The sequence below is a fragment of the Staphylococcus shinii genome (assembly GCF_017583065.1).
Classification (GTDB): Bacteria; Bacillota; Bacilli; order Staphylococcales; family Staphylococcaceae; genus Staphylococcus; species Staphylococcus shinii.
In genome coordinates, this window is record NZ_JAGEVL010000007.1 from 474,467 (window position 1) to 496,954 (window position 22,488).

Consider the following 22,488-nt stretch of genomic DNA (forward strand, 5'->3'; position numbering starts at 1 on the left):
GGGTTATATGGAATTTGTGTCGCTTGTTGTCGTAGTTTTAACGGCATTTTTCACGCCAATTATAGTCAATAGACTAAGAATCAATTTTTTACCTATAGTAGTGGCTGAAATATTAATGGGTATTATTATAGGACATTCTTTTTTAAATTTAGTCGAACGTGATTCAATACTCAATATATTATCAACTTTAGGTTTTATATTTTTAATGTTTTTAAGTGGTTTGGAAATTGATTTTAAAGCTTTTAAAAGAGATAAAAGTTCAACTAAGCAAGAAGAAAAAGTTAAAAAACAAGAGCCAGGTCATTTACAACTAGCGATAGTTGTATTTATGTTTATTATGATTATTTCTATTGTTTTTGCATATATGTTCAAATGGTTGGGCTTAATTGATGATGTCTTGCTTATGGTTATTATTATATCAACGATTTCATTAGGTGTCGTTGTACCAACATTAAAAGAAATGAATATTATGCGTACGACAATTGGACAATTTATCTTGTTAGTTGCTGTACTAGCAGATTTAGTAACAATGATTTTATTAACAGCATATGGTACGTTACATGCTTCGGGGAATACATCCTTGTGGTTAATCGGCAGTTTAGTCGTATTTACAATTGTGTTTTACTTTTTAGGTGGTTTCTTCAAGAAGGCACAATTCTTACAAAAATTAATGGATGGTACTACTCAAATTGGGATACGTGCTGTATTTGCGCTTATCCTATTATTAGTAGCTTTAGCTGAAGGTGTTGGTGCAGAAAATATTTTAGGAGCATTTTTAGCTGGGGTTGTAGTTTCTCTTCTTAATCCGGATGAGGATATGGTAGAAAAGTTAGATTCATTTGGATATGGGTTCTTTATTCCGATATTCTTTATTATGGTTGGTGTAGATTTAAATATCCCAGAGTTGGTTAAAGAACCGGCATTATTGTTGATTATTCCATTTTTAATATTAGCTTTTCTAATATCTAAATTGATACCAGTATTTTATATACGTAGATGGTTTGATATGAAAACTACAATTTCTTCCGCATTTCTATTAACATCTACATTATCATTAGTTATTGCTTCTGCTAAAATTGCGGAACAACTTGGTACAATTTCACCTGAGATATCGGGAATTTTAATTTTAAGTGCAGTCATTACTTGTGTGTTTGTGCCAATTATCTTTAAGAAAATGTTTCCAATGCCGGATGAAGCCACAAGACAAATTGAAGTGAGTTTGATAGGAAAGAACCAATTAACTATACCTATTGCTCAAAATTTATCTTCGCAACTTTATCAGGTTTCACTTTATTATCGAAATGATTTAAGTGATAAACGTAAATTATCTGATGCAATTTCAATGGTCGAAATTGCAGATTATGAAGAAGAATTGCTTGAACGTCTTGGTTTATTTAAACGTAATATCGTTGTGTGTTCAACAAATGATGACGTTATTAATCGCAAAGTAGCATTAATGGCAAAAGCTCACGGTGTAAAACGTGTTATTTGTAGATTGGAATCTAGTTCTAATGATGAGGCTCTTCAAAGAGAAGGTATTGAAGTGTTTAGTAGTTACATGAGTAACAAGATTTTATTAAAAGGTTTGATAGAAACACCTAATATGCTTAACTTGTTAAGTAATGTTGAAACATCACTGTATGAAATTGCCATGTTAAATCATCAATATGATCAGATTCAACTACGTAATTTCCCATTCGGTGGAGATATTATTTTCGTTCGTATTATTAGAAATAATGAATCTATTGTGCCACATGGTGATACTCAGCTTCGTTACAGAGACCGTGTTATTGTTACAGGTTCTAAAGAATATGTTGATGAATTGAAACGTGAATTAGAATTTTATTATTAAACAGTTTATGATTATAAGTGATATTTTATCTTGTATTACCTTACTAATGATAAATTCAATATTTGAATATGAAGGCTGATGCATATTGTTATATATAAATGTCTCAGCCTTTAACATATAGGAGCGGAATTCAAAAAATAGTATTTTGTGATTACTAGCTTTCAATTTGTTACAAAATCATGTTAGAACCTTTTTATAGCAACTGTTTTAGGGTGATTAATTCCCTTTTGCTATGTAAACGCATAAAAAATTCAATTGATATTAAAATAAATTGTTTATTTATTATAACCAATGTTAAAATAAGGAATGTTGATATTGGTATCGATGAAAAGTGGATATATCTGTGTCATCTGAATTCGAACCAGTTAAAAATGAAAATTTAAATAAAGGAGTTATTTTCATGTTAAATTTAGAAAACAAAACTTTCGTCATTATGGGCATTGCAAACAAACGTAGTATCGGTTTTGGCGTTGCTAAAGTATTGGATCAACTTGGTGCAAAATTAGTATTTACATACCGTAAAGATCGTAGTAAAAAAGAATTGGAAAAATTAGTTGAACAATTAAATCAAGAAACACATCATATGTACCAAATTGATGTTCAAAGTGATGAAGATGTAGTAAATGGTTTTGCTAAAATTGGAGAAGAAGTTGGCAACATAGATGGCGTTTACCATTCAATTGCTTTTGCAAATATGGAAGATTTACGTGGTCGTTTTATTGATACATCACGTGATGGTTTCTTATTAGCACAAGATATTAGTTCTTATTCATTAACGCTTGTATCACGTGAAGCGAAAAAACTTATGCCTGAAGGTGGTAGCATTGTAGCTACAACTTATTTAGGCGGCGAATTTGCAGTTCAAAATTATAATGTTATGGGTGTTGCGAAGGCAAGTTTAGAAGCAAATGTTCGTTACCTAGCTTTAGATTTAGGACAAGAAAACATCCGTGTTAACGCGATTTCAGCTGGACCTATTCGTACATTGAGTGCAAAAGGTGTAGGCGGTTTTAACACGATCTTAAACGAAATAACAGAACGTGCCCCGTTAAAACGTAATATTGATCAAGAGGAAGTTGGTAAAACTGCGGCTTATCTATTAAGCGATTTTTCAAGTGGTGTGACCGGAGAAAATATTCATGTAGATAGTGGTTATCATATCGTTAAATAAAATTATGAAAGAGGTTGGGACATAAATCCCAGAAAAACAGCACTCAGATGATTTAATTCATCTGAGTGCTTCCTTTGTATTCAATACTTCGTATTGTTGGCTCGCTTTCTTAGGGGACAGCTTCAGCCTGTAGTCTTCATCTTGTCCTGTTCCCTCAAGAGTCTCGCCAAAATACGTCTCATTCATATGTAATTTTACATTAAAACACTTTAAAAAAATAAGGCCCTTTCGTATAATTTAATAAACACAACTAAACTAAATTAACGAGAGGTGCCTTATGTATAAAGATTATAACATGACTCAACTTACACTACCAATGGAAACTTCAGTTCTTATCCCCACAAATGATATGTCACGACATGTTAATGAAATTGTTGAAACAATCCCGGAAAGTGAATTCGATGAATTCAAACATCATCGCGGGGCAACATCATATCATCCCAAAATGATGTTGAAAATTATTCTATATGCTTACACACAATCCGTATTTTCTGGTCGTAAAATAGAAAACTGCTTAATGATAGTATCCGAATGATGTGGCTATCACAAAATCAAACACCTTCTTCTAAAACAATTAATCGTTTTAGAGTAAATCCTAAAGTAGATGCGCTATTAGAATCTTTATTTATTCAATTTCACAGCCAATGTCTGAAACAAAATCTTATAGATGATAAAACTATTTTTATTGATGGTACAAAACTGGAAGCTAATGCCAATAGATATACATTTGTTTGGAAAAAGAGTATTCAAAACTATGAATCAAAAATGAATGAAGATTCTAAAGCGCTATATTACGAATTAGTGAAAGAGAAAATCATACCTAAGATTAAAGAAGATAATGATCATGAATTAACACAAGAAGAAATAGATTTAATTGGTACTCATTTGGATAAAGAAATCGAAGATTTAAATTATTACATTGAACATGAAAAATGTACTCGGTTAAGAAAGCAAATACGTCAAAAGCGAACTGAAATCAAAAGATATAAAAAGAAATTCGCTGATTATTCAGAACGAAAGTATAAATATAAAAAACAAAAAAGCTATACTCCAAGATAGAAATAGTTATTCTAAGACAGACCATGATGCAACTTTCATGAGGATGAAAGAAGATTATATGAAAAATGGACAACTTAAGCCAGGATATAATTTACAAATAGCGACAAATTCTCAATTTGTTTTATCATATAATGTGTATCAAAATCCGACAGACACAAGAACAATGGTGCCTTTTTTAACTTTAATTAAAGAGACCTACGGTCATTTATCTGAATATATCGTAGCTGATGCTGGTTATGGTAGTGAACCTAATTATATGGCAATTATAGATGAATTTAATAGAACACCGCTCATAACTTATGGCATGTTTATTAAAGATAAAACCAACAAATATAAAAGTGACATTTTTAATACTCAAAATTGGAAATATGATGAAATCAATGATGAATTTATATGCCCGAATCATAAAAGACTTGGTTTTAAAAGGTATGCCTATCGCTATGATAAATATGGATTTAGGAGAGATTTTAAATTATATGAATGCGATAATTGTTCAGAATGTCCACTGAAGAACAATTGTATGAAATCAAATTCAAAATCTAATAAAAAAATAATGAGAAATGATAACTGGGAATATTTCAAAGCCCAAATCAATCAAAAGCTTTCAGAACCAGAAACAAAAGAAATCTACAATCAAAGAAAAATTGATGTAGAACCTGTTTTTGGATTTATGAAGGCTATTTTGGGTTTCACTCGAATGTCGGTTAGATGCATAAATAAAGTCAAAAGAGAACTTGGATTTGTATTAATGGCACTTAATATAAGAAAAGTAGTAGCTCAACGAGCTAACTATAATCAAAACAATAATGAAAAAGGCAATTTCTATATTATTTCAATAGAAATTGCCTTTTTTCACTTGTCTAAGAATTTTATGTCCCAGACTGTTTTTTTAATTAAAAAAATTGAGGTCGTGATGCGCACTTATCACGACCTCAATATACATACTTAAATCAGCTAGATAATTTGTCTAGCTGATTTAAGTGACGTAACTAAACATAAAACGATGACATATTATCAAGAATGCTATTTTAAGCTATTCTTTAACATCACTGTTTGCTTTTTCAATAATTTGTTGTCTGTATTTGAAAACATTACGAACAATCGTTTTAATCACTGCATAAAGTGGGACAGCTACAAGTATTAGGCCAAAGCCACCGAGATTACCAGCAGCTAAAATAACAACAATAATTGTTAAGGGATGAATATTTAAAGATTTACCCATAACGTTTGGTGTAATGACATTACCTTCTAGTTGTTGAGCAACTAATGTGATAATACATACCCATATAAATATAGTTGGACTTTGAATAATTCCGATAATGGCTGCTGGAGCAAACGCCATCCATGGACCAAGGAACGGAATCATATTGGCTACACAGGCAAACATAACTAATAATAGTGTGTAATTCAAACCAATAATTGAATAACCGATATATAAGATAATACCTAAAATGATACTAACTGTTACTTGACCTTGAATATAAGATTGCACTGTATGGTTTAAGTCTTTTAATAAATCAACAATAAAAACTTTTCTATCGCCTTTAAATAGCTTAGCAATAAAAGGTATAAAACGTTCATGGTCTTTTAACATATAGATTAAGAAAAATGGCACCATGATAAGTAAAAATAGCGTTGAGATAAATGAAGTTAAATAACTAAATGAATTAGATAATATATCTGCAGTGTTATCACTCATAGATTGAACCATTTTATTTATTCTATCTGTTACATCAGCAGGTAATCTTTCCATTTGATCTAAAGCAAAGTTAATAATATATTGGATTTCATGTTGCAATGCTGGTATTTGATTAATTAAGTTTTCAATTTGTTCTGCAATAGGTGGTGCAATAAACCTAATAATAATACCGATAATGATAAATAAAGCGATAAAGATAATTGTAATACTAGCCCAACGGGGTACTTTGTTTTTTTCCAATATTTTTTGAAAAGGTAAGCAAATATAGAATAAGAAGCCACTTAATAACAATGGTAACAATACCGATTGAATAATAATTACAAACGGTAAAAATACACTATGGACTTCCATGACTAATTTGATTAGTAAAAACAGGATTAATAAGGCAATTCCTGTTCTAAACCAAACCTTATTTAGCATAGGACAGTTCCTCCTAAATTTCTTTTTTAAGTACTATTTAGTATATCTCAAATAAACAAAGAACAAAAGATGAAAATAGAATTCAGTAATTTCTGTGCCACTATTATAAAAAAATAGAAAGTTAATCATACGAATTAGAATAATTTGTGTTAAATGGTGTAAAACTATTTAACGATTGAAATATAGTACTCTGAAATATTTAATATAAATTAGAGAATAAAATATATAATTCGTGAAAAAGATAACTTAATGAATACGTTGCGCGGAATATTATATATGTGTATAATAATGAAAAATATATCATTTTACATGATAGTACAACAAGGGGGATACGTTATGTTAGAGGGATTACTTACGTGGTTGTATGATATTGTTTGGAGCAAACCATTAGTTTATGGATTGTTAGTTACAGGGGTATTATTTTCTTTTATGTTGCGGTTTTTTCAACTTAGACATTTTAAAGAAATGATACGTTTAATGTTTCAAGGGGAAAAATCACCTACAGGGATATCTAGTTTCCAAGCAATAGCTTTATCTTTAGCAGGTAGAGTTGGGACTGGTAATATTGTAGGTGTTTCGACAGCTATATTTATTGGGGGACCTGGTGCTATATTTTGGATGTGGGCGTCAGCATTTTTAGGTGCTGGTAGTGCGTTTATAGAATCCACGCTCGGACAAATATATAAACGTGAAGAGAAAGGTCAATATCGAGGCGGTCCAGCATTCTATATTGAATACGGTATTAAGGGGAAATTAGGGAAGATATACGGTTTAATATTTGCAATCGTTACTGTTATATCAGTGGGGCTATTATTACCAGGCGTGCAGTCTAATGCAATTTCAAGTTCGATGAAAAATGCGTTTAGTATAGAACCTTGGATAGTAGCACTATTCTTAGCGGCATTAATTGGCTTAATCATATTTGGAGGTATTAAGTGGATTGCAAATGCAGCAACTGCAGTCGTTCCGTTTATGGCAATTGCGTACATATTAATGGCAGTTATAATTATATTTATAAATATTGAACAAGTTCCTGCTCTATTTGCTTTGATATTTAAATCAGCATTTGGTTTTGAAGCGGCTTTTGGTGGTATTGTAGGCGCTATGATTGAAATTGGGGTTAAAAGAGGACTATATTCGAATGAAGCAGGACAAGGTACAGGTCCACACGCTGCATCTGCAGCAGAAGTATCTCATCCAGCTAAACAAGGATTAGTACAATCATTCTCAGTTTATATAGACACACTATTTGTTTGTACAGCAACTGCTTTAATTATTTTGCTCTCAGGTACATATAATGTTACTGATGGCGGATCGATGTCAGATGGTAAAGCAAGTATGATTAAGGATAATGGAATATTTGTAGAAATGTCGAATGGAGATAAAGATTATTCAGGTACAGCGATGTATGCGCAAGCGGGTATTGATAAAGCTTTCCATGGCAGTGGATATCATTTTGATCCTGCATTCTCAGGATTTGGATCATACTTTATCGCAATTGCATTATTCTTCTTTGCCTTTACAACAATATTGGCATACTATTATATTGCTGAAACCAATATTACGTACTTAACTAGAAGAAGTTCGAAGAAAACCACTTTTATATATATTAATATTATAAGAATCGTTCTGATTTTAGCGACAGTATATGGTGCAGTTAAAACTGCAGATTTAGCATGGATGATGGGTGATTTGGGCGTAGGTATGATGGCATGGTTAAATATTATTGCTATTTGGATACTACACAAGCCAGCAATCAATGCGTTGAAAGATTATGAAAAGCAAAAGAAAAAACTTGGATCAGGTAAACGCGCTATTTATAAACCAGATCCTAGTAAAGTGCCTAATGCTGTTTTCTGGCTAAAAGATTATCCTCAGCGCCTCAAAGAAGAAAAAATTGATGATTAAGTAATCACTCAATTTGTAAAAGTTAAGTTGAAATATTTTAAAATCATGCGTCTCTTGGTACAATGTCTATAAGACTACTAGGGGGCGCATGATTTATGTATGACTTTCAACCAGGAAATATCAATAAGATTAATTTTCCTAGCGAGATTTTAGATAGAGATGTTACGTTATCTATCTATTTACCTAAGGATTTTACAGAATTATTTAAATATAAAGTTGTTTTTTGCTTTGATGGGGCAGACTTTTTTGCTTTTGGTAGAATCCATCGTACTTATGAAAAGTTAAGAGAAGCCAATGAAATTGAGCGAGCGATTTTTGTAGGTTTTCACTATGAAGACGTTGATAAAAGAAGAGCAGAATTTCACCCTCAAGGTGCGCGTACACCGTTGACTGTGAAAGCTATGGCTAATGAAATATTACCATTTATAGATAAGACATTCCCAACGTTTAAAGTAGGTAATGCGCGTGTTCTTTTAGGAGATAGTTTAGCTGGTAGCGCAGCCTTAATTACTGCATTGTCGTATCCGCGTATATTTAGTCAAGTGGGATTATTAAGTCCGCAACATGATGAGGCTATCCAGACATTGATTGAACGCTGTCAATTTAAAGAGCAACTTTCAATTTGGCATGCGGTTGGATTAGAAGAGGAAAATTTCAAGTTACCGACTACTGGTAAAACCGCAGATTTTTTAACACCAAATCGTGAATTAAATTCAATTATTAAAACAAATGGTTTTACGTACCATTATTTAGAATTTGAAGGCGGTCATAGATGGAAATCATGGCAATATTTACTTGATGAAATGTTAAAATATTTTTTATCTGATAATATTTCATTTTAATATTCTGAAATAAATTGACTTTAGAGTAACGAATTTTTCTGAAATTTGCTATAATGTAATTATGTTAAACAAAGGAGGAATTTAAATGATTTTAGGATTGGCATTAATTCCGTCAAAAGCATTTCAAGATGAAGTGAATGCATATCGTAAGCGTTATGATGCTCATTATGCATCTATTATGCCGCATATAACGATAAAGGGGCAATTTAAAATAAACGATGACGATTTAGAGTCTGTAAAAGAGACAATCAAATCGAGAATCGAAGGCATTCCAACGGTCGATGTTCATGCAACAAAAGCATCTAATTTTGCGCCGATTACAAATGTTATTTATTTTAAAGTTGAAAAAACAGAAACTTTAGAAAACTTATTTAATCAATTTAACAAAGGCGATTTTTATGGGGTTGCAGATCATTCATTTGTACCACATTTTACTATTGCCCAAGGGTTGACGAGTCAAGAATTTGAAGATATTTATGGACAATTGAAGCTAGCGGGAATTGACTACAAAGAAACAATTGAGCAACTTTCTTTAGTTTATTACGATGAAAAAGAAGATAAATGGAAAGTTTTAGAAAACTTTAATTTAGCGTAAACATGTTTCATTTTAATTATTGTCTGAACAGTTCTTGTTTAGACATAAAAAGATAGAGAGCTAATCAATTTAGGTTAGCTCTCTTTTATATTTAAAATATTATAATTTTGGTAGGTATACAATCTAGGCGTAAGCAAGGTGAAAAATTGTATGAAAATAAAAAAAGCGTCAATTTCTATATGTTTTTAATAGAAATTGACGTTTTTTTAACTAGATACATTTTAAGTTTCATGTTCTAATTTTTTTGAGTTGTTATAACTCATGCGTACATGTATATTTAAGGTTGGCTAATGATAATTTTCAATTGATAACTTGATTAAGCTTAACATTTTTTCCTATTTATTTTAAAATTTAAGAATCCTCTAAATGTGTTTTTTATGTTTGATAAAATAGATACCATAAAAAACTGCTAAGAATAAGAATACAAAAGCTGAAAAATAAAATGTGTTATTTACTGAATTTGAAAACTCAGTTATTAAACCACCGACAAGTGGACCAATCATAGAGCCAAAACCTTGAACGCTATTAAATACGCCCCAAGTTTCTTCTTGTTCATCTAAATGTATATGGCTTGCCATAAATGTGTTCCAGGCTGGTAGTAAGATACCATACATAAGACCAATAAATACTGCTAATATCCAAACTAATGTAATTTCAGTAATTAATGATAAAGCAAATATCATAAGTGTATAGAGTACAAAACCACTAAATATTACACTGTACATAAATAATGTGCCATGATTATCAATTATCTTAGATAAGAACAACATTGAAAACGCACAGCCAATGCCACCAAATACGATTGCCATCGTATATTCAACTGTTGAAACACCGACAACTTTTGTTGCATATGTAGGTAATATAGGAACAAGAGCAGTAATTGAAGCACCTTGTAGTAAAATCCCCGGAAAAAGAAGTAAATGTCGTTTTGTGACATTTACTATCTGACCTAATTGCTGTTTAACGGGGCGAGTATTATAATTTGTGAGTCTAATTTTTACGAAATAATATAATATCCAAGCAATTAATACAACAAGTGACATTAAAAACGCAAATTGCGTCGGATGAAATTTAAATATAATATTCATGCCAACCATACCTACTAGTAGACCTAGTAACCAAGAGAAGTACACATAACCCATTTGTTTACCACGGTTCTTTTCATCAACACTTGCTAACATGATTACCCATATAGGACTTACCGCAATACCTAATAAGACGGCACTGATGATTAATACTATAGGTGAAGTAGGGAACCAGATAACTAAAAATAGACTGGCAAAAGCAAGTAAAAACCCTAAAGTTAGTACTAATTTTGTACCTAAGCGTTTAAGTAAGAAACCAATCACAAAGTTTGTAGCTGCATCTGAAATAAAATGTATAGAAATAGCAATAGATGTTATACCAACAGCAATTGAGGTTGCTGTTGGAAGCAATGATAAATAACTTAAAATATACATTCCTCGAGCAAATTCCATTAAGAATAAGATGATTAGCATGATTATAAAATTTTTATTTGTGCCATAATTATTTAACGAAGAGCTTTGCATATAAAGGAACCTTTCCGTAAACTTCCTCATATCGAGATGAATGATTAAGTAAGTCTAATAAATCTTTACATAATTTGTATGTTGAATATGGAATTCTAGAAGCATCCATTGCTTGTGACATTGCAGCTAATCTATCTGGCTCATTTGTTAATGTAGCAACTTGATCTATTGCTGCTTCAGGTGTGCTTGCAATACTACCAAAACCTTTTTCTTCGAAGTAGACTGCATTTTCAAGTTCTTGTCCTGGTGCGGGGTCTAAGAAAATCATTGGTATTTGACGCGTTAATGCTTCTGATATGGTGATACCGCCAGGTTTCGTAATCATCAAGTGACTGGAAGCCATCCACTCATTCATATTTGTTGTATAACCTAAAATAAGAACGTTATTATTAGCTTTGAATTGACTAGATAACGAACGTTTTAAGTCTTTGTTTTTACCACATATCATAACTACTTGCGCATGAGGACTTCGATTTAAGATTTCTTGAATCATTTGGCCAAAGCCTTTTGAAACACCAAATGCACCTGCAGACATTAATATAGTTGGTTTGTTGGGATCTAATTTGTTTTGGCGTAACCAATCTCCTTGGTTGATATCCGCTTCGAATTTATCAGAAATTGGAATGCCTGTTACCTTCAATTTATTCCTTGGTATACCGATACTTGCAAATTCGTCTTTTAATTCTTCTGTAGCAAGATAATATTTATGTGAATGTGGTGTAATCCAGTTTTTTTGCATGCGGTAGTCTGTCATTACTGTTGCAATAGGTATGTTCATATCAAATTGTTCAGTTAATACAGACATAACCGGCGTTGGAAAAGTTAGTAAAATAAGATCTGGCTTTTCTTTTAAAAGTAAATTCATTAATTTATTAAGTCCATAGTATTTGTAGAAACACTTATCTAATTGGTCTGGTTGACTATAGTAAAAAGCTTTATACATATTTCTGAAATATTTAAAACTATTAATGTACCATTTTTTACAGATAGAAGTCAGAATCGGGTGAGCTTCTAAAAATAAATCATGTTCAATAACTGTTAAATTGTCTAGATTCATTTCGTTAAATTGGTTTACTACGCTTTGCGTAACTTGTAAATGCCCGTTACCAAAAGATCCAGTAATTATCAGTATTTTTTTATTTTGAGTAACCATTAAAAGCCACCCTCCAATAGTTTATATTTAGCTCAAGGTAATTTTAACGTATTTACTTGAGGTGTGAAAGAAAAAACACACAATTAATTTAAATTATATCATTTTACAAACGCTTGTGAAATGATTCATACTAAATTGGGAAATTAAAATCTAATAAAATAAAGTTGTTATATATGTATATATTACCACTTTTGTTAAAACAATAAGCTTATATTCTGTAAATAACAAAATATATAGAAAGTTTTAACATTTTGATAACATGTAGTTAATATTCTTACAATATAAAGATTACAATACTTAAATAGATGGTACTTGAGTATATTTAAGCGTTCAAGCAGCTTAATATAATAGGAAGAAATTATAAATATCAAATAGTTAGATTCTATAAAAACATCGGGAAATGTGTATAATAGAAGTATTGGAAATAAAGGAGCGATATATGTTGGAAGCAAATGTGTTGTTTGAAAAAATTAAAGTGAAACAAGTTTTCGGCACGTTAGATAGAAATATAACAGATATAACAACTGACTCTCGTACTGCTCAACACGGCAGTATATTCGTAGCATCAAAAGGTTATACAGTAGACAGCCATAAATTTTGCCAAGAAGTGGTAGATCAGGGCTGTGAGGTTATTATTGTTAACCAAAAACAACAAATTATAGGAGATGTAACGCAAGTCATTGTCCCAGATACTTTACGTGTAGCAAGTTTGCTAGCTAATATGTTATTTAATTATCCTAGTAAGCAACTCGTAACATATGGGGTGACAGGAACGAATGGCAAAACTTCAATCGCCACGATGATACATCATATTCATAGAAAATTAAATAAAGGTAGTGCTTACTTAGGCACAAATGGGTTTCAAATAAATGAAGTTAAATCAAAAGGAGCAAATACAACGCCAGAAACTGTATCATTAACAAAGAAAGTGAATGAAGCAGTTGAAGCAGGTGCTGAAGCAATGACATTAGAAGTATCTAGTCATGGTTTATCTTTAGGTCGTCTTCGTGGCGTGGATTTCGATGTAGCCATTTTTTCAAATTTAACACAAGATCATTTAGATTTTCACGGTACAATGGAGTCTTATGGTCACGCTAAATCACTATTGTTTAGCCAATTAGGTGAAGATTTATCACAAGATAAATATGTTGTGTTAAATAATGATGATCCTTTTTCAGAATATCTTAGCTCAGTAACACCATATGAAGTGTTCACTTACGGGGTCAATAATGATGCGCAGTTTACAGCGGAACAGATTGAAGAATCCTTGCAAGGAGTTAAATTTAATTTTAATACACCTGAAGGGAAATTCTATGTAAAATCACCTTATGTTGGTCTGTTTAATGTTTCTAACATTATGGCTGCAATGATTGCAGTGTGGAGTAAAGGTATTGAGTTTAATGAAATTATAAAAGCTGTTGAAAATTTAGAACCTGTAGAAGGAAGATTAGAAGTATTAGATCCTTCACTACCAATCGATCTAATTATAGACTATGCACATACAGCAGATGGAATGGATAAATTAATTGATGCCGTTAAGCCATTCGCCAAACAAAAATTAATTTTCTTATGTGGTATGGCAGGTGAACGTGATTTAACTAAAACGCCTGAAATGGGACGTGTAGCATGCCGAGCAGACTATGTTATCTTTACACCTGACAACCCTGCGGATGATGATCCTAAAAAATTAACACAAGAATTAGCTAAAGGTGCAACACATGATAACTATATTGAATTTTATGATCGTGCAGATGGCATAAGACATGCTATAGATATTGCTGAGCCAGGGGATACTGTGGTATTAGCTTCAAAAGGTCGAGAACCATATCAAATTATGCCTGGTCATATCAAAGTACCGCATCGTGACGATCTTATTGGATTAGAAGCGGCTTATAAAAAATTTGACGGAGGTTTTCATGAAAGTTAAAAAAATCAACTTCAATGACATCCAGCCTAATGTGTATATATATGAAAATGTAGTAAATCAATTATTTCTTATAGCAATTCCTGAAATAAATTGGTCGTTAGAAGTAGAATCAACTTTAAATGAAGATGATATGAAAGAGGAACTTGTGATACACTTATTTACATTACTTGATGAGTCAACAGCGACACGTTTTGCTGATGATATCGTTAAATGGATATTGGAGAATTAAAGGAGATTATAAATGAATATAAAGGAAGAAGTAGAATCAAGAAAAACCTTTGCAATTATTTCTCACCCAGATGCTGGTAAAACAACACTAACAGAAAAATTATTACTGTTTGGTGGTGCAATTAGAGAAGCAGGTACAGTTAAAGGTAAAAAAAGCGGGAAATTCGCTACAAGTGACTGGATGAAAGTTGAACAAGAGCGTGGTATTTCTGTTACCAGTTCAGTAATGCAATTTGACTACGACCATTATAAAATTAATATTTTAGATACGCCAGGCCACGAAGATTTTTCTGAAGACACATACAGAACCTTGATGGCTGTAGATAGTGCAGTTATGGTTATTGACTGCGCAAAGGGTATTGAACCTCAAACGTTAAAACTATTCAAAGTTTGTAAAATGAGAGGTATTCCTATTTTTACGTTTATCAATAAATTAGACAGAGTAGGGAAAGAACCATTTGAATTATTAGATGAAATAGAATCTACATTAGATATAGAAACATATCCTATGAATTGGCCAATTGGAATGGGGCAAAACTTTTTCGGTATTATTGACAGAGAGTCGCATACAATTGAACCATTTAGAGATGAAGAAAATATCTTACACTTAGACGATGACTATGAGCTTAAAGAAGACCACGAAATGAAAAATGATAGCGCATTTGCACAAGCAATTGATGAACTTATGTTAGTTGAAGAAGCGGGTGAAAACTTTGATAATGAAGCACTATTGAATGGTGAGTTAACGCCTGTATTCTTTGGCTCGGCATTAGCAAACTTCGGTGTACAAAATTTCTTAAATGCATACGTGGACCATGCGCCAATGCCAAATGCACGTCAAACAAAAGAAGACATAGAAGTAAGTCCTTTTGATTTAGATTTTTCAGGATTCATATTTAAAATCCAAGCAAATATGGACCCGAAACATAGAGATAGAATCGCTTTTATGCGTGTTGTTAGTGGTGCATTTGAACGTGGTATGGATGTTAACTTGCAACGAACAAACAAAAAACAAAAAATCACTCGTTCAACTTCGTTTATGGCAGATGATAAAGAAACTGTAAATCATGCGGTTGCTGGTGATATTATTGGTCTATATGATACAGGTAATTATCAAATTGGTGATACACTAGTTGGTGGTAATCAAAAATTTAGTTTCCAAGAACTACCACAATTTACACCAGAATTATTTATGAAAGTATCAGCCAAAAATGTGATGAAGCAAAAACATTTCCATAAAGGTATCGAACAATTAGTTCAAGAAGGTGCAATCCAATATTATAAGGCATTACACACAAACCAGATTATTATTGGTGCTGTAGGTCAGTTACAATTCGAAGTATTCGAACATCGTTTGAAGAATGAATATAATGTAGACGTTGTTATGGAGCCAGTTGGTCAAAAAATTGCACGTTGGATAGAAAATGAAGAAGACATCAAAGATAAGATGAGCTCTACACGTTCTATTTTAGTTAAAGATGTATATGATAACTACGTATTTTTATTTGAAAATGAGTTTGCTACAAGATGGTTTGAAGAAAAATTCCCAGAAATTAAATTATATGGATTGTTATAAATTTTGTTTTTGTGTATAATAACCATATTAATAGAATACCTATGACTATGTAGTCAGAGGGGAGTAACTTAACTAAAGTTAAATTGATATATGAAGCATGCAAGTAATACCTAGATATAGGTAAATGTATATTGATATATTCTTTTTAACTTAGTCATTTTTATCGTCATTACGAAGTATAATACTTCCGGTAAGATGGGCAGAATAAAACTGTCGAGTGAGACCTTTGCTAACAGTGTATATTGTCTGTGAATTGTATTTAATTTACTATACGTTTATTAAAATACGATAAAAGGATAACATATGCACTGACTTAGCTTAGGTCTCTATTTTTATGTAAAAAACTAAAGGAGATGTCCTATATGGATCCGAGTTTGATTTTACCTTACCTATGGGTGTTAGTAGTACTCGTATTTTTAGAAGGTTTATTAGCTGCAGATAATGCAGTTGTAATGGCAGTAATGGTTAAACATTTACCGCCTGAACAACGTAAAAAAGCGCTGTTCTATGGGTTGCTTGGTGCTTTTGTATTCCGTTTCTTATCTTTATTCTTAATTAGTGTTATTGCACATTTCTGGTGGATACAAGCACTAGGTGCTTTATACTTGCTATATATGTCTATCCGGAATTTGATATCCTTCTTTAAGGAAAAAGACCATGATAAGAACGATGGTAGTGATGATCATCATTTTGATGAATCTGGAGAAGAGATACATGCTAGTGCTAAATCATTCTGGGGCACAGTGTTAAAAGTAGAATTTGCCGATATCGCTTTTGCGATTGATTCAATGCTTGCGGCACTTGCTATAGCGGTTACCTTACCAACAGTAGGTATCCATTTTGGTGGAATGGATTTAGGCCAATTTGTTGTTATGTTCTTAGGCGGCATGCTAGGTGTTGTTATAATGCGTTTTGCTGCAACTTGGTTTGTAAACCTATTAAATAAATATCCAGGTTTAGAAGGTGCAGCTTTTGCAATTGTTGGTTGGGTTGGTATCAAATTAGTTGTTATGGTGCTTGCTCACCCAGATATCGGAGTTTTAGATGAACATTTCCCACACAGCGTTGTTTGGCAGTCAATCTTCTGGTCTGTTATGATTTTGTTAGTCATCATTGGTTGGTTAGGTTCTGTTCGTAAAAATAAAAAAGAGAAAAAATAAATATATAAATTTTAAATTTTCGAAGTTAGTTCATAAATACTAAGGCTTGTTCCTATACATTTAAGGGAACAGGCCTTTTAATTTTGCTCTTATTTATCCAGTTTTAAATATTAATATAAAGTTATAACTATAATTTAACGTTGTTAGCTTTATATTAATAATTTGGAAAATTATAATTTTAAATTTTATATCTAACCAATTAAAATAGTTTCTGTTTTAAAATTATATATATGGCAATAATAGAAAGGAATAGGGGGGATAAAATGAAAGAGGCACCAAAAGATAAAAATTTTGATCATACTCTAAAGTTATTAAAAGAAGGGTACTATTTTATAATTAATAGGCGTGAAGCATTGAATACTAATATATTCCAAACAAAATTGATAGGCAAAAAAATGTATTGTTTGAGTGGGCGTAAGCAAGCAGAACTTTTTTATGATAATGAATTATTTAAAAGACAAGGTGCAGCCCCGTCTCGAGTTAATAAAACACTTTTTGGAGAGGGGGGTGTACAAGGATTAGATGAAGGTGCTCATTACAAAAGAAAAGGTATGTTTATGGAATTAATGGGTAATCAGGAAATGGTCGAAATTAGCAAATTAATCTATAAATATTGGTTAGCTTATTTCGACCATATATCTAATAGGAAAAACGTTAATATGTATGAAGCTTCAAAGAAAGTTTTTTTACAAACTGCGTGTGAATGGACAGGAGTCCCTTTAAAAGAAAATGAAAGTGATAAACGCGCTTCACAATTATCAAATTTATTTGAAAATGCCGCATCAGTTGGATTAAAACATTGGAAAAGTAGAAGAGAACGAATAAAAGCTGAAAAATGGATAGAAGAATTAGTTCATGATATAAGAAATGGAAATTTCAATTTAGACAAAGATAAAGCTTTATATAAGTTTTCTTGGTTCCATGATATCGATGGAAAACTGTTAGGAGAAAAAGTAGTTGCCGTTGAAATATTAAACTTATTAAGACCGATGACAGCGGTATCTGTATGGGTGGCTAACATTGGGCTTGCAATGTACCAATTCCCAGAAGAAGCAAAAAAGCTACAAAATGGCGAGGAGAAAAAAATTATGATGTTTTTACAAGAAACAAGAAGATATTATCCTTTTTTTCCTTTTACAGTAGCTAAAGTAAAGAAAGATTTTGAATATAATGGTTTTAAATTTAAGAAAGGCACAATCACACTTCTAGATTTGTATGGAACTAATAAACATCCAGAAGACTGGTCCAACCCTCAACAATTCATACCCGAAAGATTTGAACATTGGGAACAAACGCCTTTTAATTTTATACCTCAAGGTGGTGGCAGTTATGATTTTGGTCATCGCTGTGCTGGAGAATTTGTAACAATGGCCATGTTGAAAGCTACGATGGACTTTTTAATTAAACATATTACTTATGATATACCAGAACAAAGCTTTGATTTTAATTTTAATGATATACCAGCTGTACCCAACGATGGTTTCATAATTAATAATGTTAGGTTTATATAAATTTATTTTTCAAAAATATTTACAGAAACGTTAAATTTTCTAATTAGTTGTAGGAGTAGATAGTTACTAGAAAACCTTATAATTCCATAATGACGCTACGTAATTATTATTTATATTAAAGACACTTCTAAAAAGTTTATTAAGCTTTTAAAATTGATGTAGATATGAAAGATAGTAATATAACATGTAAATTAGATCTTACAAATAGCGCTTAAAATCACGATTGTATGTTTAACTTATTAACAAAAAGGAATGCTCAGTAATAAGGCATACGAGAATATAAACATTAGAAAAAATACTGAGCATTTAAGGTCAACACCCAAGAAATTGCGAAATAAATTTTAAAAAGGATGTGTTGAAAGATGAGAATGCAAGTTAAACAGTATATAGATGGCGAATGGATTGAAAGTACAAGTGGAGAAACTATCAATGTCATTAACCCAGCAACTGAAGAAAAAATCGGTGAAATAGCTAAAGGTAACAAACAAGATGTAGATAAAGCAGTGGAATCTGCACATAATGTTTATCTTAGTTTTCGCCATACTTCAGTCAAAGAACGCCAAGATTTGTTAACGAAAATCGTCGAAGAGTATGAAAATCGTAAAGAAGACTTAATCCAAGCAATGACAGAAGAATTAGGCGCTCCCTTAAAAGTGTCGGAAAAAGTACATTATCAGATGGGACTCAATCATTTTGCGGCAGCGAGAGATGCGCTAGATGATTTTGAATTCGAAGAACGTCGTGATAACAACCTAGTTATAAAAGAAGGTATTGGGGTTGCTGGATTGATCACACCTTGGAATTTCCCCACTAATCAAACGTCACTTAAGCTCGCTGCGGCATTTGCAGCTGGTTGTCCAGTTGTGTTAAAACCTTCTGAAGAAACGCCATACGCCGCGATAATTCTAGCAGAGATATTTGAAAAGGTTGGCGTCCCTAAAGGTGTTTTTAATTTAGTAAATGGAGATGGAGAAAACGTTGGTAATCCTTTAACTGAGCATCCTAAAGTACGTATGATGTCATTTACTGGTTCTGGAGGCGTTGGTGCTAAAATTATGGAAAAAGCCAGTGAAGATTTCAAAAAAGTATCTCTTGAACTTGGTGGAAAATCACCATACATTATTTTAGAAGATGCTGATATAGAAAGTGCAGCAGAAGGAGCTGTAAGAAAAATTGTAAATAATACAGGTCAAGAATGCACAGCAGGAAGTCGTACAATTATTCCAGAGTCTATGAAAGAACAATTCTTAGCAGCGGCAAAAGAGAAAATGTCAAACTTGAAAGTTGGCGATCCACAGTCTGAAGAAACAGACTTAGGTCCGCTCATTAATAAAAAGCAATATGAAGGTGTACAAAGTTATATAGAAAAAGGCATCGAAGAAGGTGCTACTTTGATCTATGGAGGTACAGGAAAGCCAGAACAACTTGAAAAAGGCTACTTTGTTAAACCTACGATTTTTAGTGATGTTAATAATAAAATGACTATCGCTCAAGAAGAAATATTTGGTCCTGTGATGTCTGTTATAACTTATCAAGATATAGAAAAAGCTATTGAAATTGGAAATGATACAAAATATGGATTAGCAGGGTACGTATATGGAAAAGACAAAGAGACCCTCCATAAAGTTGCCCGTTCTATTGAAGCTGGTATTATAGAGATTAATGAATTTGGACAGGCATACAATTTACCATTTGGCGGCTATAAACAATCAGGCATAGGAAGAGAATGGGGCGATTATGGTATTGAAGAATTTTTAGAAGTTAAATCAATTGCAGGTTATTATGAATAAAAATTAATACCGTCAGCAAAAAGCACGGAACCCAAAAATTGAGGGTTCCGTGCTTTTACTTCTTTAGTCATTTATAACTAATTTTTATTTATTTTGAATATAATAATTTTTGTTCATCGAATAATTATAAAGTTACAGCTAGTGGCGTCACGCTGTCTTTATTTTGTTACACTAATAAATTATAACAATTTAATATGGCTATAAATAAAATTAATACACTGCCTAAGTGATATATTAATTAAATTGGTTTAATTTTTCACAATATCTTTACTTGTTTTAATAATAAATAAAATTAATAAAGTGAGGCACACAGAACCGACAAACGTTGGAATTATAAAGAATAACCCTGTTGAATTTGACAATGTCTTACCTGAAGAATTTAACATTGTTACGCCAATAAATGCGCCAATTAATGATGAAAGCGTGCTAATAATAAGGCTAGTAATTTTATTGTTAGTTAACCAGAATGAAAATGTCACTCCAACGATTAAACCTATTAATATTATGATAATAAAATCCATTTAATCCCTCCAGTAATAAAGCACTTTCAAATTTTGTTGATAATTTTTTAAATATAGGTTATTAGGAAAATAGAATAATCGAAAATATATTATACCTAGATAGCCTACTTTGGCAAAATATTATTCTTCGAATAGTTATGTTTTAAGCGATATCTTTACAAGCTTTTGCGCACTTGAAACAAGATTCTGCACATTTTTGGCAATGATCGTGCTCATGTTTTTGGCATTCATTTCCACATGCTTCACAAATCTTGGAACATATTTCTGCCAAATCGTGTGCAAATGATGAATCTATTGTTAATTCGCGTTCTAGAAAAGCACACATATCAGCACATTCACGGTCTAATCGGATACATTCAACCATCATTTTTACATTTTCTTCTTTCAAACAGGCTTGGAAACAGTAGTTACATGCTTCAACACATTCACGTAATGTTTGGATTAACAATCTATTTTTTTCATAAGACATAATAAAACCTCCAATTAATTAAATTATTCTATATAATAATTTCCCTATAATTTTCATACTCAAACTGTTTTTGATAAATACTACAAGAACTGTTTAAAATTAACCAAATTTAAGGTAATAAAATATAGATATTAATATATTAGGAAGTTAAATATTAGAGACTAAAATTCTTAAATATTACTGAGCCTCTCTTTCTAGTAGGTAATATAATAAAATACAAGACGCACTTCTTTAATACATAAATGTCTTTGAGAATATTATATTTATATTATCAACATATACATACTATTTTTCGTATATCGTCTTATATTCACAGAAATTTAATTAAAACTATTTACTTTATAATTTAAGTAGTAAATTTACAATTATAGGGTAAATGATATTACTAGAAGGAGTGTATGTGATGAAATTAAATGCAATTATTTTAAATGGTTCTTTGAAACATGGAGATGAGGGGTCTAATACTGAAGCTTTAGTTAACGAAGTTATTGAAATTTATAAAAAAGAAAACGTAAACGCTGAAATTCTTAGATTGAGTGATTATAATATTTCATACGGAATTGCTGATGATATGGGCAAAGGGGATGAATGGCCACAAATATTAGATAAAATTATCAATGCCGATATTTTAATTATAGGCACGCCTCTATGGTTAGGAGAAAAAAGTAGCATTGCTACGCTTGCTATAGAAAGATTGTACGGTAGTAGTAGTATAACGAATGACCAGGGGCAATCAATTTTTTATAATAAAGTTGGGGGCGCTGTAGTGACAGGTAATGAGGATGGTGCAAAACATGCTGCAACTTCAATATTGTATTCATTATCTCATATTGGTTTTACTATACCTCCTAATGTCGATGCATATTGGGTGGGCGAAGCTGGCCCTGGGCCTTCGTATATGGATATTAATTATGAAAATGAATTTACGAAAAAACATGTAGAGTTGTTAGCGTACAATACTATACATTTAGCAAGAATGTTTAATAAAAACCCAATACCAAATGAAGGGAATCAATTAAATAATTAGAAAAATAAATTTATAAAATGCTTTATAATG

The 22,488-nt window shown here is 31.7% G+C and carries 17 protein-coding genes and 1 pseudogene; 13 read left to right on the forward strand and 5 right to left on the reverse strand.

The window, feature by feature from the left end; all coding sequences use genetic code 11:
- Positions 1 to 7 precede the first annotated feature (7 nt).
- From J5E45_RS12060 to J5E45_RS12070, 3 genes and pseudogenes are all read left to right on the forward strand, one after another.
- Positions 8 to 1,852 (forward strand): monovalent cation:proton antiporter family protein, encoded by a 1,845-nt coding sequence (locus J5E45_RS12060; RefSeq protein ID WP_039067753.1) that lies wholly within the window; start codon positions 8 to 10, stop codon positions 1,850 to 1,852.
- Positions 1,853 to 2,252: 400 nt separating this feature from the next.
- Positions 2,253 to 3,023: an enoyl-ACP reductase FabI gene (gene fabI, locus J5E45_RS12065; RefSeq protein WP_039067868.1), complete on the forward strand. Its 771-nt coding sequence runs from the start codon at positions 2,253 to 2,255 to the stop codon at positions 3,021 to 3,023.
- Positions 3,024 to 3,300: 277 nt separating this feature from the next.
- Positions 3,301 to 5,031 (forward strand): annotated as a pseudogene (locus J5E45_RS12070) (IS1182 family transposase).
- An 84-nt stretch (positions 5,032 to 5,115) separates the two neighbouring features.
- Here the strand turns inward: J5E45_RS12070 and cozEa are convergent.
- The gene (cozEa, locus tag J5E45_RS12075; protein ID WP_039067750.1) at positions 5,116 to 6,201 is read right to left on the reverse strand and encodes a lipoteichoic acid biosynthesis protein CozEa; all 1,086 of its coding nucleotides are present in this window, start codon (positions 6,199 to 6,201) and stop codon (positions 5,116 to 5,118) included.
- 336 nt (positions 6,202 to 6,537) lie between these two features.
- Between cozEa and J5E45_RS12080 the strand changes: the two genes are divergently transcribed.
- The 3 genes from J5E45_RS12080 (at position 6,538) to J5E45_RS12090 (ending at position 9,546) form a co-directional block, all read left to right on the forward strand.
- Positions 6,538 to 8,109 (forward strand): alanine/glycine:cation symporter family protein, encoded by a 1,572-nt coding sequence (locus J5E45_RS12080; protein WP_039067749.1) that lies wholly within the window; start codon positions 6,538 to 6,540, stop codon positions 8,107 to 8,109.
- A 95-nt stretch (positions 8,110 to 8,204) separates the two neighbouring features.
- Complete coding sequence (locus J5E45_RS12085; protein WP_069792988.1) at positions 8,205 to 8,951, forward strand: esterase family protein; 747 nt, start codon at positions 8,205 to 8,207, stop codon at positions 8,949 to 8,951.
- A gap of 85 nt (positions 8,952 to 9,036) precedes the next feature.
- Positions 9,037 to 9,546 (forward strand): YjcG family protein, encoded by a 510-nt coding sequence (locus J5E45_RS12090; protein ID WP_039067746.1) that lies wholly within the window; start codon positions 9,037 to 9,039, stop codon positions 9,544 to 9,546.
- Positions 9,547 to 9,908: 362 nt separating this feature from the next.
- Here J5E45_RS12090 and ltaA read toward each other — a convergent pair whose 3' ends face one another.
- Both ltaA and J5E45_RS12100 read right to left on the reverse strand, forming a co-directional pair.
- Positions 9,909 to 11,096, reverse strand: coding sequence for a lipoteichoic acid biosynthesis MFS flippase LtaA (ltaA, locus tag J5E45_RS12095; protein ID WP_069792987.1), 1,188 nt, complete (start codon positions 11,094 to 11,096; stop codon positions 9,909 to 9,911).
- The gene (locus J5E45_RS12100; RefSeq protein WP_039067743.1) at positions 11,074 to 12,249 is read right to left on the reverse strand and encodes a diglucosyl diacylglycerol synthase; all 1,176 of its coding nucleotides are present in this window, start codon (positions 12,247 to 12,249) and stop codon (positions 11,074 to 11,076) included. The genes ltaA and J5E45_RS12100 overlap by 23 nt, the downstream gene beginning before the upstream one ends.
- Positions 12,250 to 12,691: 442 nt before the next feature.
- Here J5E45_RS12100 and J5E45_RS12105 point away from each other — a divergent pair, with 442 nt between their 5' ends.
- The 6 genes from J5E45_RS12105 (at position 12,692) to J5E45_RS12130 (ending at position 20,441) form a co-directional block, all read left to right on the forward strand.
- A complete protein-coding gene (locus J5E45_RS12105) occupies positions 12,692 to 14,176 on the forward strand; it encodes a UDP-N-acetylmuramoyl-L-alanyl-D-glutamate--L-lysine ligase (RefSeq protein ID WP_039067866.1) in 1,485 nt (494 codons plus the stop codon).
- Positions 14,166 to 14,405 (forward strand): YueH family protein, encoded by a 240-nt coding sequence (locus J5E45_RS12110; protein WP_039067742.1) that lies wholly within the window; start codon positions 14,166 to 14,168, stop codon positions 14,403 to 14,405. The genes J5E45_RS12105 and J5E45_RS12110 overlap by 11 nt, the downstream gene beginning before the upstream one ends.
- 12 nt (positions 14,406 to 14,417) lie before the next feature.
- Positions 14,418 to 15,980: a peptide chain release factor 3 gene (locus tag J5E45_RS12115; RefSeq protein WP_069792986.1), complete on the forward strand. Its 1,563-nt coding sequence runs from the start codon at positions 14,418 to 14,420 to the stop codon at positions 15,978 to 15,980.
- Positions 15,981 to 16,342: 362 nt separating this feature from the next.
- Positions 16,343 to 17,140 (forward strand): TerC family protein, encoded by a 798-nt coding sequence (locus J5E45_RS12120; protein ID WP_039067728.1) that lies wholly within the window; start codon positions 16,343 to 16,345, stop codon positions 17,138 to 17,140.
- 263 nt (positions 17,141 to 17,403) lie between these two features.
- Positions 17,404 to 18,651 carry a cytochrome P450 gene (locus tag J5E45_RS12125; protein ID WP_039067726.1) on the forward strand — a complete coding sequence of 416 codons (1,248 nt, stop codon included), beginning with the start codon at positions 17,404 to 17,406 and terminating at the stop codon, positions 18,649 to 18,651.
- A 362-nt stretch (positions 18,652 to 19,013) separates the two neighbouring features.
- Positions 19,014 to 20,441, forward strand: a complete 1,428-nt coding sequence (locus tag J5E45_RS12130) for an aldehyde dehydrogenase family protein (RefSeq protein ID WP_039067725.1) — start codon at positions 19,014 to 19,016, stop codon at positions 20,439 to 20,441.
- Positions 20,442 to 20,689: 248 nt separating this feature from the next.
- On the opposite strand, the gene J5E45_RS12135 is transcribed toward J5E45_RS12130, so the two are convergent.
- Both J5E45_RS12135 and J5E45_RS12140 read right to left on the reverse strand, forming a co-directional pair.
- A complete protein-coding gene (locus tag J5E45_RS12135; protein ID WP_039067724.1) occupies positions 20,690 to 20,962 on the reverse strand; it encodes a hypothetical protein in 273 nt (90 codons plus the stop codon).
- A 142-nt stretch (positions 20,963 to 21,104) separates the two neighbouring features.
- Positions 21,105 to 21,431 (reverse strand): four-helix bundle copper-binding protein, encoded by a 327-nt coding sequence (locus J5E45_RS12140; RefSeq protein ID WP_039067722.1) that lies wholly within the window; start codon positions 21,429 to 21,431, stop codon positions 21,105 to 21,107.
- 403 nt (positions 21,432 to 21,834) lie between these two features.
- Between J5E45_RS12140 and J5E45_RS12145 the strand changes: the two genes are divergently transcribed.
- Complete coding sequence (locus J5E45_RS12145; protein ID WP_039067721.1) at positions 21,835 to 22,458, forward strand: flavodoxin family protein; 624 nt, start codon at positions 21,835 to 21,837, stop codon at positions 22,456 to 22,458.
- Positions 22,459 to 22,488 lie beyond the last annotated feature (30 nt).